The sequence below is a fragment of the Syntrophomonas erecta subsp. sporosyntropha genome (assembly GCF_055395365.1).
The window spans coordinates 1,358,183-1,383,843 of the sequence record NZ_AP042459.1 but is presented as its reverse complement, the minus strand read 5'-3'; the positions used below and the strand labels follow the sequence as shown (position 1 = coordinate 1,383,843).

Annotated in this window: 26 protein-coding genes; 2 read left to right on the top strand and 24 right to left on the bottom strand. The window is 43.0% G+C overall.

The window, feature by feature from the left end; all coding sequences use genetic code 11:
- Positions 1-474: 474 nt before the first annotated feature.
- Positions 475-1,374 carry a diaminopimelate dehydrogenase gene (locus ACZ5Q0_RS06745; protein WP_447182290.1) on the top strand — a complete coding sequence of 300 codons (900 nt, stop codon included), beginning with the start codon at positions 475-477 and terminating at the stop codon, positions 1,372-1,374.
- Positions 1,375-1,492: 118 nt separating this feature from the next.
- Here the strand turns inward: ACZ5Q0_RS06745 and ACZ5Q0_RS06740 are convergent, their stop codons facing one another.
- Together ACZ5Q0_RS06740 and ACZ5Q0_RS06735 are read right to left on the bottom strand one after the other, a co-directional pair.
- Entirely contained in the window at positions 1,493-3,019 is a 1,527-nt protein-coding gene (locus ACZ5Q0_RS06740) for a M56 family metallopeptidase (RefSeq protein WP_464827294.1), read from the bottom strand.
- Between the two features lie 62 nt (positions 3,020-3,081).
- Positions 3,082-3,453, bottom strand: coding sequence for a BlaI/MecI/CopY family transcriptional regulator (locus ACZ5Q0_RS06735; protein WP_447182288.1), 372 nt, complete (start codon positions 3,451-3,453; stop codon positions 3,082-3,084).
- Positions 3,454-3,826: 373 nt separating this feature from the next.
- Between ACZ5Q0_RS06735 and ACZ5Q0_RS06730 the strand changes: the two genes are divergently transcribed.
- Positions 3,827-4,558, top strand: coding sequence for a DUF169 domain-containing protein (locus ACZ5Q0_RS06730; protein WP_446818782.1), 732 nt, complete (start codon positions 3,827-3,829; stop codon positions 4,556-4,558).
- Positions 4,559-4,895: 337 nt separating this feature from the next.
- Here ACZ5Q0_RS06730 and ACZ5Q0_RS06725 read toward each other — a convergent pair whose 3' ends face one another.
- The 22 genes from ACZ5Q0_RS06725 to ACZ5Q0_RS06620 form a co-directional block, all read right to left on the bottom strand.
- A complete protein-coding gene (locus ACZ5Q0_RS06725; RefSeq protein WP_446818783.1) occupies positions 4,896-5,492 on the bottom strand; it encodes a TVP38/TMEM64 family protein in 597 nt (198 codons plus the stop codon).
- Between the two features lie 292 nt (positions 5,493-5,784).
- Positions 5,785-5,907 carry a YjfB family protein gene (locus ACZ5Q0_RS06720; protein ID WP_446818784.1) on the bottom strand — a complete coding sequence of 41 codons (123 nt, stop codon included), beginning with the start codon at positions 5,905-5,907 and terminating at the stop codon, positions 5,785-5,787.
- An 886-nt stretch (positions 5,908-6,793) separates the two neighbouring features.
- Complete coding sequence (locus tag ACZ5Q0_RS06715) at positions 6,794-8,551, bottom strand: flagellin N-terminal helical domain-containing protein (RefSeq protein ID WP_447182287.1); 1,758 nt, start codon at positions 8,549-8,551, stop codon at positions 6,794-6,796.
- Between the two features lie 734 nt (positions 8,552-9,285).
- Positions 9,286-10,827: a flagellar filament capping protein FliD gene (gene fliD / locus ACZ5Q0_RS06710; RefSeq protein WP_446818786.1), complete on the bottom strand. Its 1,542-nt coding sequence runs from the start codon at positions 10,825-10,827 to the stop codon at positions 9,286-9,288.
- Positions 10,815-11,069: a carbon storage regulator CsrA gene (csrA, locus tag ACZ5Q0_RS06705; RefSeq protein WP_446818787.1), complete on the bottom strand. Its 255-nt coding sequence runs from the start codon at positions 11,067-11,069 to the stop codon at positions 10,815-10,817. Before csrA ends, fliD begins: the two co-directional genes overlap by 13 nt.
- 1 nt (position 11,070) lies before the next feature.
- Positions 11,071-11,547: a flagellar assembly protein FliW gene (gene fliW, locus ACZ5Q0_RS06700; RefSeq protein WP_464827081.1), complete on the bottom strand. Its 477-nt coding sequence runs from the start codon at positions 11,545-11,547 to the stop codon at positions 11,071-11,073.
- 165 nt (positions 11,548-11,712) lie between these two features.
- Positions 11,713-12,270, bottom strand: coding sequence for a DUF6470 family protein (locus tag ACZ5Q0_RS06695; RefSeq protein ID WP_446818789.1), 558 nt, complete (start codon positions 12,268-12,270; stop codon positions 11,713-11,715).
- A 171-nt stretch (positions 12,271-12,441) separates the two neighbouring features.
- Positions 12,442-13,359 carry a flagellar hook-associated protein FlgL gene (gene flgL, locus ACZ5Q0_RS06690; RefSeq protein ID WP_446818790.1) on the bottom strand — a complete coding sequence of 306 codons (918 nt, stop codon included), beginning with the start codon at positions 13,357-13,359 and terminating at the stop codon, positions 12,442-12,444.
- 48 nt (positions 13,360-13,407) lie between these two features.
- The gene (flgK, locus tag ACZ5Q0_RS06685) at positions 13,408-15,237 is read right to left on the bottom strand and encodes a flagellar hook-associated protein FlgK (protein WP_446818791.1); all 1,830 of its coding nucleotides are present in this window, start codon (positions 15,235-15,237) and stop codon (positions 13,408-13,410) included.
- Positions 15,238-15,250: 13 nt separating this feature from the next.
- Positions 15,251-15,760 carry a flagellar protein FlgN gene (locus ACZ5Q0_RS06680; protein ID WP_446818792.1) on the bottom strand — a complete coding sequence of 170 codons (510 nt, stop codon included), beginning with the start codon at positions 15,758-15,760 and terminating at the stop codon, positions 15,251-15,253.
- 28 nt (positions 15,761-15,788) lie between these two features.
- Positions 15,789-16,088, bottom strand: coding sequence for a flagellar biosynthesis anti-sigma factor FlgM (flgM, locus tag ACZ5Q0_RS06675; RefSeq protein ID WP_446818793.1), 300 nt, complete (start codon positions 16,086-16,088; stop codon positions 15,789-15,791).
- A 286-nt stretch (positions 16,089-16,374) separates the two neighbouring features.
- Positions 16,375-16,797 carry a TIGR03826 family flagellar region protein gene (locus tag ACZ5Q0_RS06670; protein WP_446818794.1) on the bottom strand — a complete coding sequence of 141 codons (423 nt, stop codon included), beginning with the start codon at positions 16,795-16,797 and terminating at the stop codon, positions 16,375-16,377.
- Between the two features lie 21 nt (positions 16,798-16,818).
- On the bottom strand, positions 16,819-17,538 hold the full coding sequence (locus tag ACZ5Q0_RS06665) for a ComF family protein (RefSeq protein WP_447182286.1): 720 nt from the start codon (positions 17,536-17,538) through the stop codon (positions 16,819-16,821).
- A 221-nt stretch (positions 17,539-17,759) separates the two neighbouring features.
- Complete coding sequence (locus ACZ5Q0_RS06660; protein ID WP_446818796.1) at positions 17,760-17,942, bottom strand: hypothetical protein; 183 nt, start codon at positions 17,940-17,942, stop codon at positions 17,760-17,762.
- 81 nt (positions 17,943-18,023) lie between these two features.
- Positions 18,024-18,668, bottom strand: coding sequence for a response regulator (locus ACZ5Q0_RS06655; protein WP_446818797.1), 645 nt, complete (start codon positions 18,666-18,668; stop codon positions 18,024-18,026).
- On the bottom strand, positions 18,634-19,848 hold the full coding sequence (locus ACZ5Q0_RS06650) for a sensor histidine kinase (protein WP_446818798.1): 1,215 nt from the start codon (positions 19,846-19,848) through the stop codon (positions 18,634-18,636). Before ACZ5Q0_RS06650 ends, ACZ5Q0_RS06655 begins: the two co-directional genes overlap by 35 nt.
- Before the next feature lie 83 nt (positions 19,849-19,931).
- Positions 19,932-21,365 (bottom strand): phosphoglucomutase/phosphomannomutase family protein, encoded by a 1,434-nt coding sequence (locus ACZ5Q0_RS06645; RefSeq protein WP_447182285.1) that lies wholly within the window; start codon positions 21,363-21,365, stop codon positions 19,932-19,934.
- Positions 21,366-21,506: 141 nt separating this feature from the next.
- Positions 21,507-22,640: a non-hydrolyzing UDP-N-acetylglucosamine 2-epimerase gene (gene wecB / locus ACZ5Q0_RS06640; RefSeq protein WP_447182284.1), complete on the bottom strand. Its 1,134-nt coding sequence runs from the start codon at positions 22,638-22,640 to the stop codon at positions 21,507-21,509.
- Between the two features lie 651 nt (positions 22,641-23,291).
- Positions 23,292-23,945, bottom strand: a complete 654-nt coding sequence (locus ACZ5Q0_RS06635) for a TorD/DmsD family molecular chaperone (protein WP_446818801.1) — start codon at positions 23,943-23,945, stop codon at positions 23,292-23,294.
- 19 nt (positions 23,946-23,964) lie between these two features.
- A complete protein-coding gene (locus ACZ5Q0_RS06630) occupies positions 23,965-24,453 on the bottom strand; it encodes a hypothetical protein (protein WP_446818802.1) in 489 nt (162 codons plus the stop codon).
- On the bottom strand, positions 24,446-24,715 hold the full coding sequence (locus ACZ5Q0_RS06625; protein ID WP_464827278.1) for a hypothetical protein: 270 nt from the start codon (positions 24,713-24,715) through the stop codon (positions 24,446-24,448). Before ACZ5Q0_RS06625 ends, ACZ5Q0_RS06630 begins: the two co-directional genes overlap by 8 nt.
- Entirely contained in the window at positions 24,705-25,658 is a 954-nt protein-coding gene (locus ACZ5Q0_RS06620; protein ID WP_446818804.1) for a 4Fe-4S dicluster domain-containing protein, read from the bottom strand. Before ACZ5Q0_RS06620 ends, ACZ5Q0_RS06625 begins: the two co-directional genes overlap by 11 nt.
- Between the last annotated feature and the right edge of the window lie 3 nt (positions 25,659-25,661).

The window sequence follows — 25,661 nt, the reverse complement described above, 5'->3', positions numbered from 1 at the left end:
TTTGTGGAGTAACCCCTTTGTTGGTGGGACAAAATGTGGGATGGTTATTTTATTTGTGTTTTTAAGGTATTAAATAATAAGGTTGCCTTAAGAAAACTTGGGGGCATGCCCCCAAGTTTCTATTGAGGACGAACATTACAATAATCAAAATACTATTTAGTAATTTCCTTAACGACATCAACGTTTATCTCCTTTTTCATTAGATATATACTTTCGCATTTTAAATGACTAAAAAACTTTCGTCAGGGGCATTATCCCCGCAGTTACCTTTTCGTGACATGCTTTGATTTATTTTTAGATCTTTTAATAACTGGACATATTCTCTACCGTCAAGGGGGGGACGGTTCTTGACATTTGACCAAAGCAAAATGGCCCACTTCAGCCCTGCAAAAACATTAAGTATACAGTATCTTTACTTGAAAAAGGGGTAATTTTTGTTTTAATCTTTAGTTAGAAAAATCACTGGAGGTTCATATGAGTGAGAAAATAAGAGTAGCTGTAATCGGTTATGGCAATGTAGGAAGATTTGCCGTTCAAGCCGTAAAAAACGCTCCCGATATGGAATTAGCCGGTATAGTCCAGGTACCCAGAATAAATAAACCCGCCGAACTGCATAATATCCCCTGGGTTGATTCGATTAGTGAATTAGAAGGAATACAGGTAGCTCTCCTTTGTACCCCTACCAGGTCAGTTCCTGATGCAGCTAAAGAAATTTTAGCCCAGGGTATTAATACCGTAGATTGCTATGACATGCACGATACACTAGCCGACCTGCGCCGGGAATTAGATGACGTAGCTAAAGCCCATAATGCCGTAGCAGTGGTATCAGCTGGGTGGGATCCGGGAACAGATTCGGTTATCCGCTGTATATTTGAATTCATGGCCCCCCGCGGGTTAACCTATACAAACTTCGGACCTGGTATGAGCATGGGGCACTCCGTAGCAGTCAAATCCATCCCCGGAGTTGAGAATGCCCTTTCCATGACCATTCCTACCGGAGCAGGTGTCCACCGCCGTATGGTCTATGTACAGCTGAAACCGGGAGCAATTTTTGAAGAAGTAGAAAAAAACATAAAAAATGATCCCTACTTTACGAAAGACGAAACCCATGTGCAGCAAGTAGCTGATGTAGACCAGCTTATTGATGTGGGACATGGAGTCGTAATGGAAAGAAAAGGAGTCTCTGGCCAAACCCACAACCAGCTCCTGCAATTCTCCATGAAAATCAACAATCCTGCCCTGACTAGTCAGATTATGACTGCCTCAGCCAGAGCCAGCCTAAAACAAAAACCAGGCGCCTATACCATGATCCAAATACCAATAATCGATTTCATCTACGGCGATCCCGATGATATAATCCGCCACTTTGTCTAACACCATAAATCAATCATCCAGCAGGGAAACCGGGTAGTAGGTAGGGGAAGCTTCAGCTTCCCCCCAGGTAGTCGCGGTAGCGGAAGCTTTAGCTTCCTAAAACCATGTCAAACAGGAACTAGTCGGTATGGTTTCCTACCGGTTTAGCATATTTAAAAGCAGCCTCACCATTATATTTAGGTATCGACAGCATGTCGCTCTTTTCTATCGTTATCCCTAGACCAATCTCCCTATAAAACCCAGTTGGACCACCTTTTGCTTCTAAAGCCTTAACCATCTTTTCACTGTTACCGATAGCTTTAATGATAAAGGGGCTAGGATATGGATTATTATTTATTTGTATACTGTTACCCTTGCAAGCAATGGCACTAGTGGCAATCAAACGCTCGTCGTTTACGGATATTGCTTCTGCTTCTGCTACTATTAGCTCATCTATAATCATACGTATATCGGAATCATGGACTAAAAGGCCAGGGCTTCCATCGGAAAAGGTATTGGCATCTGAAAGGGTCACTACTATTCCTGGACCTTCAACATCAACCGTACCAGCGAGCATCTGGTTGTTTTTTAAATCGAGTAACATCTGATTATACGAACCTTTATCTATATCAACTTTTGACGGTAAGACATCAGCATTCTGGGCATTAGTACAGCCAATTAGCCCCACAACAACAACTATAACAACCGCTGCGATACTGATAGAAAGAGACCCCCTTTTATAATTCGAAATCATTCCAATCCTCCTTTTTATATGCGACTTTCCGGTTAGCATTCTGGTTGTTCCTGGAATCCATTGTGGGATAAAAGTCATTTCTAATACCCGGATAATAGTATGTCCATACGCCTTACGCTTTTCCGGATTTAATGATGATAAAACTAACGCATCACATGCCAGTTCACAATCCTGATGCATGCGATAAAATCCATACCAGATTACGGGATTGAACCAGTGCAAAATCTGTAGTATTACTGTGATCCAGTTAATTATTATGTCTTTACGTTTCCAATGAGCTAATTCATGAAGTATGATATATTTTAATTCATCATCGGTAAGGTTTTTTATGATACTGTTCGGCAGCAATAAAGTTGAATTTATTAATCCAAACAGGGCTGGGGTGCGAATTTTATTTGTAGTTACTAAAGGAATACTATGAAAAATTCCCATCTCTGACTTACAAACTTCCAGGGTGTAAATAATTGAGGAATTATTGATTTTAGGGTCATTCTTAATTTGATACCAAAGCTTTAGGTTTATAAATACCGTATATCCTGCCAGAAGAATAGTTCCTATCATCCACAATAAAATTAGAATAGTTCTCCGGTTAATCACTTCATCACTGGTTACCACTGGTGCAGATTTTAAAGCCAAAGAAGTGTTTGCATCCGTACCCAAAATGCTGGTGGCATCTCCTGCCTGGCTTAATGGATTATTGGCTGGTACAAAGCTATCAACCTGCTCACTGAGAATGGTTTCAAAAGAACCAACTTTAATCAGGTTATACATGCTAAGGGGACTTTCAGGAGTAAAAGGAATAATTAGCCTTAGGAGTAGTAGGAACCATATGTAATACTGCCAATTAGCCCCCATTTTATTTTTAAAAATAAATTTTAGGCCCAGAATGAGGAAAATTAATATACTTCCCATTAGCGATGACAGTATTACCCAATTGAAGACAGATGAAACTCCCTGCAGTGTTACCATCTCCTTTACTCCCTACCGTCGATAATACGCCTAAGTTCCTCGATTTCTTCTTCTGACAACCTTTGCTCATTTATAAAATTAGCCAGCATAAGATTGAGGGAACCGTTAAATACTTTTTTCAAAAAAGCTTCGCTTTCTACTCTTATACTTTCGTTTTCCGAAACTAGAGGATAATATAAGTAAGCTTTCCCTTCCTGATTAAAGCCCAAAGCCTTTTTCTCCACTAATCGTCTGATCAGGGTCTTAATAGTCTTAGGTTTCCAGTGAGTATTGTTCTTCAGTTTATCAACTACCTCATTGGCAGTTATAGGCGATTTATCCCAGATAACTTGCATTACTCGCCATTCGGCATCTGATATTTGAGGAACTTCTTTCAATCAACTAAACCTCCTTTCGCTTACAACTGTAATCTTTCTATAGATTACAGTTGTAAGCGCCCTTTTGTCAATAGGGTTAGTTTCGTTTTTAAATAACCTATTGATCCAAACGGTAAAACCGCTAACGAATATTAAGCATATTTTATAGCTTAATATTCTGTGGAAAATGGCCGTTTAAAACGATTTAGAACATATGAAAAATGTTGATTAGCTGTAACTAGAAACCATGTCAAGCAGGGACTAGTCGGTATGGTTTTCTACCGGCTTAGTAGGTAGGGGAAGCTTCAGCTTCCCCTATTAAGATTTAAGAGTATATAATAAGAGTATATAATAAAGTAGTAATAAAATTAATCTTTACAGGAAGGGTTGTAAAATGTATCACTTCATTAATCAAGCTAAACTTCTCAAGGAAATCCTGGGACTAAACCGTGAACCGGTGGGGGTACAGTTTTTAAAAAGTAGTGATGAACTAGGGTCTTTAGAAGGATATGATCAAACTACTAAAATGAGATATTGTCAAGCCCTTATGCTGGCCGGGCAAGGTAAAAAGATCCTTCTAAGTAAAGAAAACCTCGCCTGTGCAGCTGCAGGTAGTGCTCTAGGGCTTAGGCCGTTACATCCTAAACTAGCATCTGGAGAAGCACATTTCAATACTGGGGTTTTTGGTAGTCGCGAAAGTGCTCAAAAAATCATGCAAGAGATGCCTCGTCTGGAACAAGATGTCTATAAATTTATTAAACTTGGTCCCCTGGGGGAAATAGACTGGAAACCTGACCTAATTGTGATAGAAGCACACCCTGAAGCGGTGATGTGGCTCAGCCTGGCCACCGTATATCTCCAAGGTGAAAGACTGCAATTTAGTACTTCGGTTGTACAAGGGACCTGTGTAGATGTTACCGCTGTCCCCCTGCTAACAGGTAAACCTAATGCCAGTTTTGGTTGTACCGGTTGTCGGGAAGCGAGCGATCTAACTATTTACGAGGCCTTATTCGGTTTTCCTATAAAACATCTGGAAAGTATTACGGAAAATCTTCAACTTCTTAATCAGAAAACTATACCCGGTAACCGCAATAAACAATTCTACAAACGTTTTTCCGGGCAATAAAAACTATATGGGAAGAAACCGAGGTACCCAGGTTGCTTGAGGGCCATCACTCAGCTTACACCGAGTAGCAAAATATACCTTTACCGCCATAATTATTGCCGGTACCGGCTTTCCCAGCGCCTGATCCCCTACGGCCTCATCACCTTATAATGTAGATTACAAAAATGGCTTATCATACTCCCAGGGAACCCTATTATTTTCCCCCCGTAGGGACATTGCCAATCCTACGGTCATCTCTGGCAGGTGTAGTCAAGTCCAAACTTATCCTTGCTTAACCACTTTACTAGACTTAAAAACCAATAATTACAGAGCAATAGCTTCTCCCCAGCAGGAGAAGCTATTTTTCCCTTTTTTTAAAAATATGATGATTTATGTAGTCCATAATATTATGGGAGTACTTTTTGAGTAGATAAAAAATCAAAAAAATAGCTATTATCGGCAAAAATGTTGAATAGCTAGGGTTAACTAAAAAAGTCTCTATTCCTGAACCGAAAGCCACAAAACTAATTGATGGTATAAAAAGTCCTAGGGCTGTTGCTACTATAAATTTAGGAGTGGAGATTTTACTTAAGGCTGCAAGTATATTAGGAACTGCTATCGGTATCACCGGTATATTATGGGCAATAATTATGAAGCCAAAAATAAACTCCTCCGGTATTTGTTTGTATTTTTCAGGTATTTTCTCTACTAAATAGCTGACCTCCAAACGGCGATAAACATAAAAAGCAATCATAGAACCAATTACCACACTAATCCAGGAAACAGCAATTCCCCTAGAAAATCCGAAAATAAAACCACAGACAGCTGATATCATAGCAAAAGGGAGAATAGGTATGTGACATTGAAGAACAATTAGTATAAAAAGCAGCGGCAAGGCATATAGACCAAAGCCTTTAATATATTCGCTTACGGCAGCTATGTAAGTTAATTCCAATTATGCCCATCTCCATGTCGTTATTCATTTTATTCATCAAAATTAGGCTAAGACGTCCCCGCTTAACCGGTTATTAAAATAACTAAAATAATATGTAATTGATTTATTAAATTCCGCCTGGGCCTTCACTAACGCCTCCTTTAATCTATCCATTTGCTTTAATTATAACCGGGTTAACATAAAAATAGAATCTGAGCTACATTGAATAGTAACATATCTTTACAAAAAAAGCGGGGACTGAAAATCCTCGCTACTAACCAGTTTGTTATTAAATTAGCCGAAATCGATCCCTCTAGCCTCTAATATCCAGATTATTTCCCAGATGGGGGGTGACTGCCTGTTCCATAACCCGAGTCACGCTCTGTATCATCCCGGTAAAATCCTCCCCCTTCTGCCGGGCATTATCCATCGCCATCTTATGGCCATCTTAGGTAGGGGAGGCTTTAGCCTCCCGCAGAAACTAAAGTTTCCGCTACGAACGAATAGTACGTAGTTTCCGCAGGGGCGGTACTCCCCTAACGGAGTTTTGGTCTGGCATGTCTTATCCCCCTGTTATTTTAAATTACATCGTATAAACATTTATATTCACCGTAAAGATATGTACCAGCATTGGGGATATATACCAGTGGCGGGGATGTACCGGTAGCAGGAATATGCACCAGTAGCGGGAATATGCACCGGTGGCAGGGATATGCACCGATAGGTAGGGGAGGCTTTAGCCTCCCGCGGAAACTAAAGTTTCCGCTACGAACGAATAGTACGTAGTTTCCGCAGGGGCGGTACGTAGTTTCCGTTACGGATGGTACGTATTTTCCGCTACGGGCTGAGATGAATCCGCACGGTTCTTTCCCATCATTTAGGCGGTTTCCTTAGTCGTTGAACCTTCTCCGGGCTTTCGCCACAGGAGCTTGGCTGCTGATTGACCATTGTTACATCCCTGCTGCTTTTCGGCCTCGGGAGCGGATGTTTTTTTTAAAACATCCTTTTTTAGATCTTATTTCGCTATTTGCCCCCGTTTTACCTACCCAAGTTTTGCAGTACCACTGTCGCCGCTTGACTATATTAAATCTTATATCTTATACAGGAATGTTACAGATTTTTTATTCAGTCTAAGCTAGGTAAAGCTATTTCCCGATTAGAATAGTCCCCTTGTTACGTTCGTCCATATACGCATTAACCCAAAAGTTGCCGATGGATGCCACATACTCGTTGCTTGACTTTAGTTAGCTGGTCTCACTTGAAATAAATGTAGCGGAGGCTAAAGCCTCCGCTACGGTGAATGTCAGTAATTTTATAAAGTACTATCTTAGCAGTTGTAAAACTGACTGAGGTGCTTGGTTAGCTTGAGCCAGCATAGCGGTTGCTGCCTGCTGCAGGATGTTGTTCTTGGTGAACTCCATCATTTCTGCAGCCATATCCACATCGCGGATACGGGATTCAGCTGCAGTTAGGTTCTCAGAAGATGTACCCAGGTTATTGATAGTATGTTCTAAACGATTCTGGTAAGCACCAAGTTGTGACCGCTGAGCGGATACCGTTTCGATAGCACCTTGAATCACCTGAATAGCATTAGACGCATTAGTGTTGGTACTAACATCAAGAGCTGCCTCTACTGAAGTGTTACTGGTGCCATTAGTAACAGTATTAACACTAGTAAACCCTGCAGTTCCTTGGCCAGCAGCAATACCTAAAGCATTTGCTCTCATATCTTTAATCTCTATAGTAAAACTCTGCCCTTTGTTAGCCCCAATCTGGAGAGTCGCCCGGAAGTCAACTGCAGTTCCGCCATCTTTAATAGTAATATCATTACCGGCCGTCCCACGATCTTTTGCCTCAATTACCAAATCAGTAGTAGCAGTACCCTGCTTTAGGATAACGTTATCCAGTTTATTGCCAGCCTGGGAAATAATATCTGCAACGATATGGTCTGCTGTAGTAGCCCCATGGATATCTACTCCAATGCCATTCCCACTGTAAGCACCATTGGCTCCATCATAGAATTCAATGGTTTGGTTGCCAATAGTAAAGCCCTTACCAACCAACGATTGGGTAGCAGGATCCAATGCTGATAAGGCTATATCACCGCTGGATGCCTGCGTCCCGGCAACTACTGTACCAGCAGTAACATCACCTGCAGTTAATTTACTGCCCACATCACCTGTTCCGGTAGTTTTAATAATACTCCCGGCTGTACCATCAGCATCACTGCCAGCCACGGCACTAATAGTATATTTATTACTTCCATCGGTGGTAGCAGTAACCTTGTATTGTCCCCTTAGAGCATCATTGTTTTGAATCGCCTGATTTAATAGCTCCGCAACCTTTGTAGCTCCTTTATCACCAGTATTTACCAAATTTGTTGTTGCATCAGCGGTTCCTAAGGTTATGGTTTTACCATCGGCAGACACCGTACTATCGCCTGCATTGGTAGTCGTGTTCGCTGTTAAGGTAATAGTTTCGGTACCAATTTTAAACGTCAGGGTACCTGCTTGGGCATCAGTAATCGCTGTAAGAGTATCAGTTACAGTCGTCTGAGTTAAACTGTCCTGAGTTCCGACAACATGATTCGCTAATGCGGATGCACCTAAGCTTGATGGTAAGGTGGCAAGCGCTCCAAGGCTAGCTACAGTAGTTGCACCATCACCGCCCTTTAGTATCTTTTGGGTGTTGAATTCAGTAGTATTACCGATTCTGTTGATTTCTGAGGTTAACTGGTTAATTTCTTTCTGAATTTCATTACGATCAATACCTACATTAGTATCATTAGCAGCCTGAGTCGCTAATTCACGCATTCTTTGCAGAATGCTATGGGTTTCATTTAAGTTTCCCTCTGCAGTCTGAATCATGGAAATACCGTCCTGAGCATTTCTGGAAGCCTGGTTTAGCCCTCTGATCTGACCCCTCATTTTTTCGGATATGGCCAGACCAGCTGCATCGTCACCGGCGCGGTTGATTCTGTAACCGGATGACAGTTTTTCAATTGATTTCTGACCTGCCATGTTGTTAATTCCCAACTGTCTATGGGTGTTCATAGCCATAAGGTTGTGGTTAATAATCATTAAAAATTCCTCCTTGAATTTTATGCTCCCGCGTCCTTGCAGGGCAGTTTAATTAGCTTTTTGGTGGTTAAGTACTTGTCCGGGTATATGGAATACCTGGAGAACTGGTATATCCCTCCCTTATTTTTAAACTTAATGAGAATATCGGCAAGTGGGGGGAGAAAGTTTAAAGGTAGTAATGACTGGGATTTACTTTATTTGGCTGTATTTATTGGTTTTTCTTGTTTATTGGGCTAAATTCGCTATGATATATACTTTTTTTATTACCGATGAAATTGTAATTATTTCTTCCTCAAAGATTTTAGATAATGAAAACTTGGAATTTAGGGTTATTCGAAATTTTGTGTTCAACCATCCCCTAAGCACGATGCGGCTCATAGACCAAGTAGACCATGTAAATACTATCTTTCCGCCGTCCGTCATTATGCTTCGATACTTCAACGAAAACAATATGATAGCCAGAGCATACTGTAATATCTATAATCCAGTACAACTAACTACTACAAATAATTGGGCCTATTGGAAAAATAGAAATCCATAGAGCAAAGCCTAAAATCACTTCTATAAATTCCTTCCCCTTTAGATAATCAAAGACTACACTTGCACTAACTTTAACCCCTAAAACGTAAAAAAGCTCAGATCTCTGCATTTAGCAGTTTTCGAGCTTTTAGTTTCATAAATCCAGTTGAACCCTTTAAGAACCAGCCGGGCTGACCCTGGCCGCTAATATGGGTTTACTGCTGCATACCGCCTATTTGCGCCATTAACCAATCACTTTGGCTTTGCATCTGCTGGAGGGCTTTTTCCATGGCGGTAAACTGGTTCCAATACTTTTCTTCCAGCCGGTACATCCTGTCCTGCATATCTTCTATACTCTTTTCCAGTCCGCTTATTTGTTTACCCAGGTAACTTTGGTCTACTGCCACAGTAGGTCTTCCGGCGGTACTGGCTACCTGTTCGTAGAAACTCTTTATCTGGGTGTCCAGCTTTTGGGTTATGCCCTGTTTTTTAGGGTCATTTTCATCCGCATTATTAAATAATTTAGCTACTCCATCTAAATCTTCAGATAAGGCTTTTCTTAAGTCATCTTCATTTATGTACAGTTTGCCATTATCCTTCCAATCCGGGGAGGTTTGAATACCTAGGGAAGACAAGGTCTTATACTTTCCCTCCAGACCTGAAACTGGATCAGAAACGGTCATCCGCAGAGTGGAAGCAATCTGACTTAATAATGAATCAGCTCGGAAAATTCCACTACGGGCTTTTTCTTCCCACTTTTCTATATCTTTTTCTTTCATATCTTCTTTTTGCTCATCAGTTAGTGGCGGAAAATCCCGGTATCTCTTTTCTGATAATTTAGTACCTATATCATCGACAATCTTATTATAGGCTTCTACAAAAGCCTTAATTTCGTCTACTACCTTATCGGTATCATTATTGATTTGAACATAGACTTTTTCCCCTGGGGCAGGTTTTTTAAGATCAAAGTTCATGCCGATAAATTCAAATTTATTAGCGGCAAATTGCAAATCTATATCGTTAAAGTTTACCACTGCATTAGTTCCCTGACCCATCAAAACCGGCTGATCAATTGATCCGTCAACTGGGCCGAGAGGGTCGCCCGTAGCCGATTGGGGGTCTTTTATACCTAATACTCCCCCTAGAAAACCGCTTTTATCATCAGTTATCTCTATTTGCACATTTTCTCCGGTTTTATCTGTATAGAGGAAAAAAGCATTAATGCCTTCATCATAAAGCGCCTTAACCCCGGTACTGCTGCTAAGTGCATTTACCTTACTAACTACATCCGCCATGGTATCGGTTTTATTAACGGTTACGGTAGCAGCTTCCTCACCTGCTGCACCCCGAAAGGAAAAGCTAACTGGTTCTTCACCAGCCCCAAAGAATTCCTGGATCGACTGAGCCGGAAAGCCTTCTACCGTTACCCCGGAAGCTAATTGTTTAACCTCAAAGGTATAGTTACCAGGAGCAGCCTTGTTAGTGGCGGTCACTTTGAATACGGTATCATCAGTAGTGGTAGCTTTTTTAGCCATAAAAGTGCTCTGCAGTTTCAGGTTCCAGTTGGCCCCTTCTCTAAAGCTCCTTAACTGATTATTGAGGGAACGGTAGTCATCCCTTTTCCATTCCAACAGCTGTTTTTGCTGGCGATTGCGATCTACTTTCATGTTTTCAATACGCATGAGATCTTTGATAATGCTTTCGGTATCAAGTCCGCTGGCGATACCGCCGAAGCGGATGTTATTTATTCCGTACATTTTTCCATCCTCCCTTTGGGATACCTCTTTAACTCTTCTAATCCCCGGACATGGGGAACTGATTGGATGGCTTCCTGGTTGGCCGATTTGATTTCATCATATATTTCCTTACGGTAGATTTTCATGCTTTTAGGAGCATTAATTCCTACCTTAGCTAAATCACCTTGAACATCTATGATAGTTATTTCTATATTCTCTCCTACTATTATGGTTTCGCCTTTTTTCCTGCTCAATACCAGCATATTAACGTCCCTCCCTGGCAGCCGCGGCCTGGGGGGCTGCTTTTTCGGCGGGTGGGAAAATCAGGTGTTTAGTACGATAGCTGGTTTGCCCGGGGACATATTGCAGACCTAACCGGGTACGATGATTGATAATAAGGGGAGCCATCAGGTTGGCAGTAGTTTTTTGAAATTCTTCCGGTACGTTTAAAATTACTAGGACTACTATATCCTGCTGATCTTTGATCTCCAGCAGAACTTGCTCCTGCTCCCCCAGATCAAACTGGTAGTCCGGGAAAAACACAAAGGGATTAGCCGTGATCAAACACAGTTCCGGGCTGGTTACTGACTGCATATAAAAGAAAGTACCCTGATCATCAACTGGTAAGAATACGAATTTAGTCTGGTTTTCAAAAGCGGGGATCCCCTTAGGAAAGGTCATGACCTGCTGGTCGTCAACTTCCAGTTCTCCCAGGTAAACACTTTGCAGTTTCATCATCATTTCCTCCCTGGTAATCAAACCTCTTAATTTATAGTTAGAGTGCGTAAACTGCGCCGATTAACGCAGAATTCATAGCTTTCGGTCGCTTTTAGTTATTTATTCGCTTTCTTAACAAATGTTTAGTTACATAAACATTTGTTTACTTGCCACGTGAGCCGCCTAGTTCTATGCCTTGTAATCATGTTTACTTGGCAGCCAGTCTATCTTCACATAGTTTTTCTGCCGCAGATAAATTTCGACTTTTCCCCACTGAAACTGGTTTTCTACCTGTCCGGGTACCGCCTGGATATGGACAGTGCCAGGTATAAAGTCTACATTTACCGGGGAGGTATGGAATTCTATGTGCGGGGGTTGGGAAGGAACTGCGGCTACATTATAGTCCAGATCACTATCCATAGCCGAGGCAGCCAAGTCTTCGATAGTGATGCCCTTTTCCAGGTGCCCCAGCATATCGCCCTCTGAGGATATTTTAACAATAGCCTGGTAGCCACAGGATTGCGAGTATTCCCGGTAGTAGTCCCGGAATTGGCTCACATTGCGCCGACCTGCATCAGCAAAGCACTGGCTCTGGTCTATAGACAGCCGGGACCGCTCTGACTGCAGTTTTACCCGGGGCAGATCAGTTTGCAGCTCTACCCGGGGCAGGGTAGTTTGCAGGGCCAGAAAGGGCTTCTGGGTATTAAGGCCTATCTGGGCATATTGTTGTTCAATTCTTAGTTCCATTTCGACTAACCCCTTCATAAACCCCTTACTTTTTTCTATATAACACCAGTAAAGTTACATCAACAAAAGCCTTTGTTTATCGGGGCTTTGAGTGGTTCTAAACAATTGTTTATATATCCCAACATTTGTTTATTTATTATGAGAACCCCCTATCTATAAGGAGTTTCCCCATCAACGCAGGAAATCAACCAGGCTGGGCTGGATAATACGAGCCCCCGCCGCCAGGGAGGCCCGGTAGACATTTTCCTGCATTTTAAGCTGCATAATCACCTCGGCCATATCGGCATCTTCATTTTGCGACAGCAGTCCGGTAAAGGATATCTGGGTAGATTCCAGGCGATTTTTTTGCAGTTCCAGCCGGTTTACCTTGGCTCCAATAGTTGAACGGCAGTAGAGCAGATCATCCAATTTAGCATCGATATCCCCCAGGGCTGCACTGACTTCATCCAGATTACCGGCTCGGATATCTGTTACCAGGGAATCCAGCAAATTAAATATCCCCTGTTTAGTATCCCCACCAGTATCATGATCAGTAAAAAAGTAATTCATAGTCTCATCAGTGAGATTAATAGGTATTTTAACTCCTATGCCGATTTCCATTTCCAGTGGTTGCCCATTACCGACCCAGTTATCCGGGTTAGCCCCTTCCTGATAAGGCGGCTCAGTAACATTAGTACCGGCAAAAACATGTTTAGTGCCATAAGTAGTGTTGGCAATCATGGTCAACTGCTGGTTAAGTTCCTCTATTTCATCAGCAATAGCCGCCCGGGCACTAGAATCATTACTGCCGGTGGCCGCTTTAGTAGTCAATTCTCTCACCCGGTGTAAAATCTGATTGACGTTATCCAGAGCCGAATCGGTAGTCTCCATAAAGTTTATAGTTTCCCCGATATTGTTAATGTATTGAGCACCTTCGGTGAGATTAGTTCTCAGGCGCAGGGATTTCACCAGCCCGGCCGGGTTGTCCGAGGGCAGGTTGAGCTTTTTAGTTGTGGATAACTGCCGGTTGTAATGTTCCAACTGGCGCATATTAGTATTCAAATTGCGGCGCAGGTCATTGACCAGCATATGATTGGTAACCCGAATCATTTAATACACCACCTGTTTTGTTACCTATATTTCTAAATTATCAATATCCTACCTGCCTACTAATCCCATCCGGTTTACAATGACATCCATGGCTTCATCAATAGTGGTGATAAAGCGGGAAGCGGCATTGTAGGCATGCTGGAAACGAATCATGTTTATCATTTCTTCATCCAGGGATACCCCGGAAACTGACTGCCTTTTGGTTTCCAATTGGTTTAATAACACTTCCTGGTTGTCAACCATTCTTACCGCCTGCTGGGAATCTACTCCTACTTCAGCACAAAGGGCCCTCCAGAAGTCATCAGCAGTAGCACCAGTAATCATTACCCCGTTACGGTTGACCGGGGCCAGGTTAGCCCCGAACAGGTCCTCTACCCCGGCAAAAAGAAGGCTTGCCGATGAAATTATAATCTTGGGGCCTTCACTGCGCACTTGCAGGGGTAGTTTTTCATTATCTAACTGTTTTTGGATGGCGCCCACCACACCATTTAGATCCTGATAAAGGGGCCCGGGCGGCTCCTGGTCAGCTGGTGCTCCTATGCCAATATTTATAGACTTAGTAGTACCATCGGTTTGAAGCATTTTAACCGTAAAGTTAATCTCCCCATTATAGGGAAAAGTCAGCCCGGATAAATCAGTTTGCACCTGATAGCCGGCACTATTGTAATCATGTTTTAACCCGGCTATCCTCAGGGCTCTGGAACCATCACCATAATTAATCTTGACCCCGTTATCATCACAGGTACGGTGATCAGCCGCGGCAATATTCTTAATATCATTAACAATAGCCTCATCAACCGCCATATAGGCGGCCCAGTGAGTAATCCGGTTGATATCAGTTGGCTCCTGAAAAAAATTCAACCCGTCCGGAAAGGCGGTATGATTATTCAGGGTATACCCGCCCCGGTGGATTTCGTTAGTCCTGAGCACAACAGTTTTGGCCAGTTTATCTAAATCATCAATCATCTGAGGGATAATTTCCCGGTATTCAGAAGGTGAGGACTCCAGTTCCGTCTGACCACGGACATCCAAAAGTCCCCGCAGTTCTCCACCCTTTATCTGAGCTTTGACCCCGGTATCTTCCCAGACTACCAGATGCATACCATAAGTGTCATTTATAGTAGTCAGGTGGTTACATTCGACACCTTGAACTAGTTCCCGGCCTCCTAGTTGCACAGTAACCATGCCATTCTGGTCAAAACGGATATTTACATCTACAATTTGGCTTAACTGATCCAGCAGCAGATCCCTTTTATCCATAAGGTCATTAGGCTGTTTACCCGCTATGCTGATAGATAATATCTGCTGGTTTAAATCAGCTATTTGCCGGGCTATAGAGTTGATCTCATCTACCTTAACCTTTACCCCGGTATTAACATCCTCGCGCAGTTCTACCAACTGGCGGTAGGTGTGATTAAAGGTATCAGCCATGGTCATGCCACGTTCGGCCACTACTGCACGTACGGCTTCGCTTTCCGGATGAGCCGCCAGGTCCTGCCAGGACTCCCAGAACATATCCATAACTGAACGCAAACCATCATCAGAAGGTTCATTTAAGATCACTTCCATTTTAGCCAGGCTTTCCTGTACAGATGACCAATAACCATAAGTTTTATTTTCATTACGAATCTGCCCATCCAGAAAAGTATCCCGCATCCTGTCAATGGTGGCTATATCCACTCCGGTGCCCAGCTGTCCTACTTTAGTAGTATTAGATAGTACCGGAGTATGAAAAGGCCGGGTAGTAATGATATTAGCTGCCTGGCGGGTATAACCCGGAGTATTAACATTAGCCGCATTATGCCCGGTAACACTTAAAGCAGTCTGATGGGCCATAATCGATCTTTTCCCGATTTCCAGACTCATAAAATTAGACATATACCATACCTCACTAAACTTTTTTATCCAACAGGTTAGGCCTGGGATGATGGGCAGGCTGGTCTTCTACCTGGCCCTGCTGGGAGTAAGTACCGGAACGATCACCCTCCAGCAGAACCTGCATATAATCAATATAATCCAGGGACTGTTCGATAAGTTCATTATTATGGCTGTTTATGGCCTTAAGGCGGGTGATATTGTAATCCAGGCCTTTAATAGCTTCTTCCAGATCAGTCCCTAGGGAGGAGCCGGAGGCCGGCACCATTTCTAACAGTTCCCGGGCCGATAGAGAAGACCCGGCCTTAAGTTGGTCAGCCAATTCCTGCTGTATTTGAAAACGAACCTCTTCCTTTTTTTCCAATGCCGATAACAGAGGTCCTTCCTTTTTTAATAACCGGTCTAAATCCCGAACCTGTCCTAATACGATTAGCTGCTGTTTTTCATAACTCAGCTCAGCTAGCTGATCCAGGATATTATTCACCTGATTAATTGCTTCGATAAATTTAACCAGCAGTTTATCCATGCTGTCCCTACTCTCTTTATTAATCAGCTTAGATTAAATGGTCGACAATGGCCCGTTCAATCATTTTTTCCGCCACTTCATCAGCAGATAAAGTGTAGGTTCCTGCCGAAATTCGCTCCTGCAGATCCTTAACCTTATCCATTCTGATATCGGGGGCCTGTTTAATTGCCTGCATAGCCTTTTGTTTCATACGGCTTTCACTGGAGATAGCCAGATCATCCGGCCGGGCCTTGCCCCGGCTCTCCTGGGGCTTATCAACCCGGTGGGAAGCCGGATCCTTTCCATAAAGTTTTAATATATTGTGAACCTGAGTTCGGGAAATAATCATGATTTTGAACCACCTTAATAAAGAATTCCGTCTATTGCTTATTTTCGCAAAAAAAAGGAAGAGCCTTAACAGCTCTCCGGCGCGATTATCACTTTATTGCTGGTCTTTACAGCATTTATCTCCTTTTAAGGAGCTCTTCTATTGCCTTGTTTTTAAAGTCCGCCACTAAGAAAACTTTTGCCAAATGCCGACCTTATCCTGGCCTGCTTTTAAAAAAACCGGCTCTATTAAAGTGTTATTCCTCAGGGAAAAGGTATATGACATTAGTCTATATGGGGAAAAATTGCTATTCCCGGGAAGGTTTATCTTTTATATACATCTTCTCCCGGTTACGGGAACCTAGACTACCTTTCTTTACCTGCTCCTGATCCGCTTTTCCGGTAACCGCTCTTATTTGGGCATCTAATTCCTGCCGGCATTTCAGGCAGTACCTGCCCGAGCTAATTCTGGTACCACAGCGTTCACATTCCAGCAGTTCGGTAAATCCCTTGGACTGCAGCCGACCATCCTTTAAAAACTGGAGGATTTTTTCCTCCTCAACACCGGTCTCCTCAGACACCTCAAAAACGCTGGCTCCGGGATGATCGCGTACATATTTACGCACGATCATATAATCTTCATCTTCCTTATCCAGGCACCTGGAACAGATGTTGCGCCCCTGATAAGCAAATAACCGGCCACATTGCGGACAGTTTCTAAGGTTATTCATTCTGAAACTACCCCCTTGTTCCTAATACCCTTTTCCGGTCGCCCAGGTAATTACCGCTACCCGGGCCGCCCCGCCTTCCAGCAGGGTACGGGTACATTCCCGGCTGGTAGAACCGGTAGTATATACGTCATCAACTAATAATATATTCTTTCGATAGATTTTCTTATTATCCTTTACATTAAAGGCCTGCAAAAGATTTTTCTCCCTTTCCTCCCGGGTAAGCTCCCGCTGGGAGGGCGTTTCTTTGACACGTTCCAAAGCATCAGTGACCATTCTGAGTTTTAAACGCTTGCTGATCTGCCGGCCCAAAACCTCGATCTGGTTAAAACCCCTTTGCTGTAAACTGGCCTGGGAAGCAGGTACCGGTACAATTACATCAATAGGCCAGAAACGCGGTTCACTTTTAACCACTTCAGCCATCATATCACCCATACGCACGGCTAACTGCCTTCTGCCTAAAAACTTTAATACTTTAGTAGTTACCCGGTAAGGCTCTTCATATGGTCCCACCGCCCGGGCAATGGCAAAATCAGGTGATGATACCCGGCAATCACGGCATAAAGGCCTTTTTTCCAGCATATATTTTCCGCATTTTTGGCAAATAGGAAGACAAGTCTGTAATTCCACCAAATTTTGCTGGCAGCTTCCACACCAGGGATAGCGGGTACTAAACTTCCCAGGTACCCGACAAATACAGCACTCATGTTGAGGAAATAAAATATCCAGAAACAGGTTCAACATAGACCTCCCCCCCCTTTAGGCCTAGCCTGTTTATAATGATAATTTTAAGTCAGCTTGAATAATTAATTATATCATATCCTGTTGTTTTTTAGGGGCGGAATTATTAAAATAAGGTGCTATGGCCGGCCAGCAGCCGATTTCTATCGAAGGGTTTTTAGCTATCAGGCGGACTAATATAAGTGATTGTCCGGGATTAATATGGTTTCCATAATAATTTATAACTAACTGGTCTTTTTTTTTAAGCGGCGACAGGCACGACGAAGGGTTATTTCCAGATCATCATCTTCCTTAACGGTAACTGGTACTTTGCGCCCCGTAGTTATTACCCGGCGACTGGCGGCAATGAGAAACAACATCAGAACCAGCCATATAAGAAATGAGATAATTTTAAGAGTAACAGCCATAAAAAAACCCCCTTCTGGCCTTCTGGTATATATTTATGCCAGACGAAGGTTTTTTGATTACTGGTATAAAAATCAATCAGATCATTCATCACTAACCAGGTTGTTCTTCAGAGCATATACGGCAGCCTGGGTGCGGTCTTTTACCCCTAGCTTCCTAAAAATGCTGGTAAGATGGTTTTTCACCGTTTTCTCGCTGATAAACATAATATCAGCCATTTCTTTATTAGTATGGCCCTTTACTAACAGGATAAGCACATCTTTTTCCCGCCTGGTAAGGCGTACCATATCTTGCTTTTTATCAGCTCTGGTCAGCTCCCTCACTAACCGGTTAGCTACCCGCGGATGAATAACAACTTCCCCATCCATAACCTTATGAATGGTTTCGATAAGTTCACTGCCCGCCACATCTTTTAAGACGTAAGCCGATACACCAGCCTTGACCATAGCCACGACTTCTTCATCCTCATAAATCGTTAAAGCTATAATCTTTGTAGAAGGAAGCTCCCGCTTTATAACCCTGGTAGCGATAATTCCATCAGTACCCGGCATATTTACATCCATTAGAATAACATCCGGTCTCTCTTTACGAGCTACATTAATGGCACCTTGTCCATCTCCTACTTCGGTTATAACTTCTATATTCTCATCCAGTTCCAGCAGCTTGCGCAAACCCTCCCTGACGAGTGCATGATCATCTGCTATAATAACCCTTATCTTGTCGCTCATTATTTGCCTCCCCTTCGACCGGTACCGTTATAATTATCTGTGTCCCAGCACCGGGACTGCTTTTAATATCTAATTGGCCGCCAAATAGTTTTACCCGCTCCTTCATCCCTAAAATACCATAGCTTTCTTGGCGGTTGGCCATCCTGTTTATATCAAAACCCTGCCCTTCATCTTTAATAATCAGGGTAAGGTTTTTGCCGCTATCCTCCATTTTCACCAAAGCCTTATTAACTCCGGCATGCTTACGTACGTTAGTAATCGCTTCCTGTACCATACGATATAGACCTAGTTCTACCGCCAGATCATACTTATCCTCCTGTCCCAACTGAACAAATTCAATATCGAAATTATATTTAGCCTCGTAATCATTAAAATATTCCTTTAAAGCAGTGCTAAAACATTCGTCATTAACCAAGGCCGGTTTTAAATCAAACATGATACGACGAATATCAGTCAGACTCTCTTGACCGATTTCTTTTATGTCACTTAGTTCCTGCTGAACATTTTTTTGCTCATTGGTAATCATCCGGGCCACTAAATCCAGGCGGATTAGCATACTGGCCAGGCTCTGAGCGGGGCCATCATGAATTTCACGGGCAATTTTACGGCGTTCAGCCTCCTGGGACTCAATTATCCAGATTTCCATCTGCTGTTTACGATAAACTTCATCCAGGGTGTCACCGATTTTCCCTACATTCCCCTGTAAAAGCTTTAAAGAAGTAGCGGCACTGTTTAGGAAACGTTCCGCCTTCCGACTGATTAACTGGTACTGCTTAATCTGCCGGGCCAGCTCATCCCGCCGGCTTCTAAGATAGCGTTCCTTTTGCCGTATTTCCTGAAGCTTTAACTGTAAACCCCGGGCATTATCATAGACTTCTTTGACTTCCTGTTCCGCAAATTTGTTAAAGCGGCGGCTGACTTCCATAAGGCGAATCCGGGCCAACCGTTCCTGCTTTTCACAGGCTTCTACCTGCTCGATGATTTCCAGATTAGCCTGGTTAATAGCCTCTAGTTCTTTATTCAGCAGACTAATCTGTTTATGGCAATCATTAGCTATATCAAAAACGTCATTACGGCCCTTTTCCAGGCCGACCATAACCTGCTCTAAAACCTGTTCTAATTGCTGTAATTGGAGTGGTCCCTTATCCTGTCCGTGCATATTACCTTCGTCATTATTCATTAAAATCCTTCCTTATTCTCCAATCTTAGCAAACCCTCTTATCATATTCTTATAAAAAATGCCCGACGGCAAGTCGGGCAAACCTACTGATCTTTCCTGAGACCTAATGCTCCTAATACTTCAGTCTGTATTTCCCGGAGAGTATGCTCCTCACCGGTTTCAACATAGATGCGAAATACGGGTTCAGTCCCGGAGGCTCGAATAAGAACCCAACTCCCATCTTCCAGGACTATTTTACTACCTTCCAGGTTGTTAAAGGATGCTACCTTGATAGCAGCCAGAGATTTAGGATGGTAAATACTAAGCTGTTCTAATACTACCGCTTTTTCTTGCGGCTCTACCTGAATATCTAGGCGTTCACTCACCAGCTTACCGTATTTTCCCTGAACCTTCCTGGTGAGTTCAGTAAAAGTCTGGCTTGATCCAGCCAGCATTTCTACCGCCAGCATACAGGCTAAAATGCCATCCTTTTCAGGAATGTGTCCATAGATGCTCATTCCGCCGCTTTCTTCTCCCCCTAGTATACAGCCTTTTTCACGCAAGCATTCACTGATATACTTGAACCCCACCGGGGTCTCTATAGTAGTCAGGCCATTGTGAGCGGCAATGCGATCCAACATATGCGTAGTAGCTACTGTACGAGCTACCGGGCCGCGGAAAGTACGGGTATTTAGCAGGTGTTCTAAAAGTAGCGCCATAAAGTAGTTAGCATTGACAAAATGCCCCTCATTATCAATAATCCCGAAACGGTCTGCATCCCCATCCAGGGCCAGCCCAACATCAGCATTATAGCTTAAAACAGCCCGTTTCAAATCAGCCAGATTTTCTCCGGTAGGTTCCGGTAATGACCCCCCGAAAAGAACATCCCGGTAATTATTGATAGTTCTTATCTCACATCCCAGCGGTGCTAAAACCTTTTCTAAATAGCCAATACCCGCCCCATACATAGGATCAATTACTACTTTAACCGGCTGTTTCGAAAAAAGTGAAGGTTGAACTAGCTTTTGTAGATGTCCTATGTAATCACCGTCTATGTCGATTTCCTGGTATAAATTAAACTGCAAGGCCTCTTGCTCGCCCATTTCATAGATTTTGCCTGTTTCCTGTACCCGCTCTATTTCATTTTCAATGGCTTCGGTTATATCTGGTAAAGCAGGTCCGGCATATTCCGGTATAAATTTAATGCCATTATACTTAGCCGGGTTATGACTGGCTGTAACCATCAGGGCACCGCCTGCCTGCATAACCCTTATAGCAAAAGCAGCCACCGGAGTCGGGGCCGGCTTTCTTAAAAAGTACACCTTTACCCCGTTCCCCAGAAAAACCCGGGCACATTCCATAGCAAATTCCGCCGATAAAAACCGGTTATCGTAACCAATTACCAGCCCTTTTTTGGTGAGGTTGTGGGCATTTATATAACTGGCTATACCCTGAGCTACTAGCCGGCAGTTGGCAAAGGTAAAATCCCGGGCAATAATGGCTCGCCATCCATCAGTACCAAACTTAATTGCAGCCATGCTCATCCTCCTTTAAGGAGTATTGATCTTATACTCGTAACCTATCCAGTTTGTCCCTAATATCCAGCTACCATAGAATACTATCTTAATTACCAAAGCTGCCTGGTGGTATTTTCGTATTATACTGGCATACCCTGGTTTCTAATTGGTAGCCCCCTGGCGGGTGTATAAAAATTCTGTAATTACTTTGACGATGCGCCGGGAAGCCTTCCCATCCCCATAAGGATTAATGGCCCGGGCCATCTTTTCATATTCATCCGGTTCAGTAAGTAGCTGGCGTGCCGCCTTATAGATTTTATCCTGATTCGTACCGACTAACTTCACCGTACCAGCCTGCAGGGCTTCCGGACGCTCAGTAGTATCCCGCAGGACTAAGACCGGCTTTCCTAAGGACGGGGCTTCCTCTTGTAGACCCCCGGAATCAGTCATTACCATATAACAGTTATTCATCAGATTAGCAAATGGTTCATAATCCAGCGGTTCAATCAGGTGAAAACGCTGGTGCCCTTTAAGCATCTCCATAGCTATGTCGCGAACCACCGGATTTTTATGCACCGGAAAAACTACCTCAACATCGGAGAATTCTTCCACCAAATCAAGCAAAGCCTGATAAATGTGGCGCATACTAGTCCCCCAGTTTTCCCGACGATGGGTAGTCACCAGAATAATGCGGCGATCAAAATTTATATCCGCAAAATCGGCTTCAAAAGTATAATCCGGCTTTACCGTGGCCAGCAGGGCATCAATAACGGTATTACCAGTTACCCATATTTTAAATGGTGCGGTAGCTTCCGCCAACAGGTTCTCCCGGGCCGTATCGGTAGGAGAAAAATGAAGATCAGCAATACGACCTGCCAGCATACGGTTCATTTCTTCCGGGTAAGGTGAATACTTATTACGGGTACGCAAGCCTGCTTCTACGTGCCCGACCGGAATACGCTGGTAAAAAGCTGCCAGGGCTGATGCAAAGGTAGTAGTAGTGTCCCCATGGACCAGAACTAAATCCGGTTTTTCCTTAGCCAATATCTCCTGCATCCCATTTAATACCCCAGTAGTAATACTAAACAAACCCTGCCGCTCTTTCATCAGATTCAGGTCATAATCAGCCTTAATATTAAATAAATGCAGCACCTGATCAAGCATTTCCCGGTGCTGGGCCGTAACCGCCACTACTGTCTGGATATCATCAATTTTTTTTAACTCCTCTATTACGGGAGCCATTTTAATAGCTTCCGGCCGGGTGCCGAATACTACCATTACCTTACCCAAAAACATGCTTTATCCTCCTCAGCTACCTTTCCTGATCAACTAGTTTTTAACTGATTAATACCTCAGTTTATAATTTATGCTAAAACACGATAAATAGTCCCCCAGTAGTCCAAACCGCCTGATGGAGGACAGTACTTTAGTCAATTTTTATATCTGTGGCCATACATTAGACTCATAGTAATACATTACCATTATCAAGTCAAAACTCAAAATAGGCAGGAACTGGGATAAACTATCCTTCCTAAACTTCCTGCGGCTAACCCAACCCGGTCATTACTTTTTTTCAATACCCCTTAATTAGAGGTTAAGCCTACCAATTTTCCACTATGTTGCCGGGATGTACTATTTTTATCATTCCAAATTTTTACCGCCAGACAAGTAAGATCGGTTCCTTACCAGCTTACCGGCAGGATATATAAAAAGAGCTTGTCGATCATATTTTTGCGACAAGCTCCTAAAGCTTCCTAATACTGTGATCATTTCGTCAAGCTATTGACGCAGAATGATCTCATGCTATTTTATTGATTATTCTGCCGGAAAACTGTCCCAGTAGTTTTCCATATCTCAATCCAACTTCCCGTTGACCAGGCCGTTTTGCATTAATATCTGAGGTTTTAGCACTTTTAATCAGGGATAATAACCTTGGCTTATCCCCTTTCAAACTTTAATAGATTGATTAGTTTCTAATAAATTCATTAATAATTTAAGTGCTGTCCCCCAAAAAGAATCCGGGGCATGCTCCTCCATGCGGGTATAAAAAGAAGGAATCCAGGTTTGCAGATGCCCGTACAGCCATTCCCTTTCTGCCTTTAGCTTTTCTAAATAGGCCTGATTGTTATTCCGAAGAGCTCCGTATTCCATGGCCAGCAAAAAATGAATGAATTCTAATTCCACCGCAATATGGTCAGCAAGTTCCTCTTCCAGATCGAGTCCCCATAAAAAATACTTTGCTCCTAACTCCCCCATCAGTTCTGTACGTGGCCCGGGATAGCTTTGTCCCCCTGGTAGGTACATCCCGGCATAAGGGGGACAGGCAGGACGAGGATAAGCAAAATCAAACAAGGCCGTATAAAGGGATTGAATTTCTTTCAGTGGTTGCCCCCAGAATTCCTCTGCTTTCGTAATATATAACTGGCTGCTATGCCCGCTGGCAGTGGAGAGTAAATTTTCAATCTTAAGATCTTTTATAACCTCCGTCCAAAATCCTTCCCGCATTATCTCATAAATATGATCAGCAGGATAGCTAAAAACACTGGCCAGTAGTTTGTAAGCAGCACTTAAGGCCAGAATTTGTCCAGTATTCTGCTTCAATATCTCTCCGCTCCTTTCATTATGGAATGGCAACACCGATGAAATTCAGAATTGCCTCCATACTAGTTTCATGAATAGTGATAAATCCTCCAATAGCCCCCACAATACTTAAAAGACTTGCCCCACCAATAGCAAGAACCAGGAAATAGATAGCCAATTTCTGATTTTTCCACATAGCCGGACCTTTTTTCCAATGGATGTAGTACATCATCAGGAATATTTCAAAAATAATAAACGCTAGGCTTATCTTCATTTTAATTAAGGGCGAAGCCACCAGAGCTGACCAAGCCGGATAATCTGCCAGCGGACTGATAAAAGCAATAGCTGTACCGGCAATGCCTAAAAACAATAACGCCGGTAGGCTACCATCCAGTTTTTTTAATAGCTCAGTATCCTGTTTTCTCATATTTAATATAAAAATAGCAATTACCACGATAACTAATGCTAATAATACCCCCATACTGAGATGAACCGCCATGTTGTGATAAGCAGTGTTCAATCTAGACATCCAGATCATCCTCCTTCCGGCGATCCAGGCAGCGATAAATACCTACTAATCCCACCGCAATTCCTAACCATATCACCAGTATGGTAACTGCCCACCTTTTAAGACCTGGTACCATCATATGAAGGGCTGCCGGGTGCGCAGCCACCAAAACCCATAACATAAAGACTACTGAGAACAGTGTAAAAGGAATAAACACCAGAATAGATGGCCAGGTTAATAAAAAGTTACCTTTATTCTCCACTCTTACCACCTCACACTTCATAATTCGGGTATTCAACCAGTATATCGATTAGTGGTGAAGACTTACCCTCACGGGCCATCACAACCGCGTTTTGCAAACGGTTTTTAATCTTTTTCACCTCTGGTCCAAACAAACCGACCAGGTACTCTTCTGGAATCCGGGCCTGATCCTGGGCCATCTGATCAGTTCCTCCGATTCCGGCAGTAAGTACCGGCGGAATATAGTAAATATTGGCACCTGTGTTATACTCTTTGTGTATAGGAAGGGCTACTTTGTATTCATTGACTAATTTAGATACCTTCGAGCTTGGATTAGAAATATCTCCAAAAAAAATGGCACGTGCAACACAGGAACTTGCACATATAGGTGCTTTTCCCTGTTCGAGCAATGGATAGCACATAATGCATTTTTCAGCAACCCTCAATTGATCATTCCAAAAGATTCGTTTATAAGGACATGCCTGTATACATGCTTTAAAACCTTTACAAAGCTCCTGGTTAATGATTACTACACCATCAGCCCGTTTGTAGATAGCTTTACTGGGACAGGCCGCCACACAGGCAGGAGCCGAACAATGCATACAAGCCATGTGAACATGGAAGAACCAATTATCGGCCGGGGTATTTCCCTCGCCAATACTGTCATACCAATTAGGTCCCCACTCCTGTTTTGGATTCGGTATCAAACGTGGCATTTTACTGCCCATATTATCCTGTAGCTTTTCATAACTAAAATGAGGAACTTTTTCATAGTCGTCCGCCTCCGGCATTTGCCCCCGGGCGGTTCTTTTTTCCCAATCCTTCGGATAACCGGGACCAGGTCTAGTTTCAACAATAGACCACCACATATGTTGCGCTCCTTCGCGATTGGTCCACCACATCTTACAGATTACACTGCATTCCTGGCAGCCCAGGCACTTGTTAAGGTCTACCACTTTTGCCCATTGACGTGTTTTTTCGGCCATGTG

Excerpts from the sequence above, each read along its gene's own strand:
- fliD (WP_446818786.1), bottom strand. The coding sequence starts at position 10,827 with ATGTACGGAATAAATAACATCCGCTTCGGCGGTATCGCCAGCGGACTT.
- ACZ5Q0_RS06715 (WP_447182287.1), bottom strand. The coding sequence starts at position 8,551 with ATGATTATTAACCACAACCTTATGGCTATGAACACCCATAGACAGTTG.
- wecB (WP_447182284.1), bottom strand. The coding sequence starts at position 22,640 with ATGTTTTTGGGTAAGGTAATGGTAGTATTCGGCACCCGGCCGGAAGCT.
- ACZ5Q0_RS06655 (WP_446818797.1), bottom strand. The coding sequence starts at position 18,668 with ATGAGCGACAAGATAAGGGTTATTATAGCAGATGATCATGCACTCGTC.
- ACZ5Q0_RS06620 (WP_446818804.1), bottom strand. The coding sequence starts at position 25,658 with ATGGCCGAAAAAACACGTCAATGGGCAAAAGTGGTAGACCTTAACAAG.
- ACZ5Q0_RS06740 (WP_464827294.1), bottom strand. The coding sequence starts at position 3,019 with ATGGGAAGTATATTAATTTTCCTCATTCTGGGCCTAAAATTTATTTTT.
- ACZ5Q0_RS06650 (WP_446818798.1), bottom strand. The coding sequence starts at position 19,848 with ATGAATAATGACGAAGGTAATATGCACGGACAGGATAAGGGACCACTC.
- ACZ5Q0_RS06680 (WP_446818792.1), bottom strand. The coding sequence starts at position 15,760 with ATGGATAAACTGCTGGTTAAATTTATCGAAGCAATTAATCAGGTGAAT.
- ACZ5Q0_RS06730 (WP_446818782.1), top strand. The coding sequence starts at position 3,827 with ATGTATCACTTCATTAATCAAGCTAAACTTCTCAAGGAAATCCTGGGA.
- ACZ5Q0_RS06630 (WP_446818802.1), bottom strand. The coding sequence starts at position 24,453 with ATGTCTAGATTGAACACTGCTTATCACAACATGGCGGTTCATCTCAGT.
- flgL (WP_446818790.1), bottom strand. The coding sequence starts at position 13,359 with ATGATTCGGGTTACCAATCATATGCTGGTCAATGACCTGCGCCGCAAT.
- csrA (WP_446818787.1), bottom strand. The coding sequence starts at position 11,069 with ATGCTGGTATTGAGCAGGAAAAAAGGCGAAACCATAATAGTAGGAGAG.
- ACZ5Q0_RS06745 (WP_447182290.1), top strand. The coding sequence starts at position 475 with ATGAGTGAGAAAATAAGAGTAGCTGTAATCGGTTATGGCAATGTAGGA.
- ACZ5Q0_RS06645 (WP_447182285.1), bottom strand. The coding sequence starts at position 21,365 with ATGGCTGCAATTAAGTTTGGTACTGATGGATGGCGAGCCATTATTGCC.
- ACZ5Q0_RS06665 (WP_447182286.1), bottom strand. The coding sequence starts at position 17,538 with ATGTTGAACCTGTTTCTGGATATTTTATTTCCTCAACATGAGTGCTGT.
- ACZ5Q0_RS06660 (WP_446818796.1), bottom strand. The coding sequence starts at position 17,942 with ATGGCTGTTACTCTTAAAATTATCTCATTTCTTATATGGCTGGTTCTG.
- ACZ5Q0_RS06625 (WP_464827278.1), bottom strand. The coding sequence starts at position 24,715 with ATGAAGTGTGAGGTGGTAAGAGTGGAGAATAAAGGTAACTTTTTATTA.
- flgM (WP_446818793.1), bottom strand. The coding sequence starts at position 16,088 with ATGATTATTTCCCGAACTCAGGTTCACAATATATTAAAACTTTATGGA.
- ACZ5Q0_RS06720 (WP_446818784.1), bottom strand. The coding sequence starts at position 5,907 with ATGGCGATGGATAATGCCCGGCAGAAGGGGGAGGATTTTACCGGGATG.
- ACZ5Q0_RS06695 (WP_446818789.1), bottom strand. The coding sequence starts at position 12,270 with ATGGAACTAAGAATTGAACAACAATATGCCCAGATAGGCCTTAATACC.
- fliW (WP_464827081.1), bottom strand. The coding sequence starts at position 11,547 with ATGATGATGAAACTGCAAAGTGTTTACCTGGGAGAACTGGAAGTTGAC.
- flgK (WP_446818791.1), bottom strand. The coding sequence starts at position 15,237 with ATGTCTAATTTTATGAGTCTGGAAATCGGGAAAAGATCGATTATGGCC.
- ACZ5Q0_RS06670 (WP_446818794.1), bottom strand. The coding sequence starts at position 16,797 with ATGAATAACCTTAGAAACTGTCCGCAATGTGGCCGGTTATTTGCTTAT.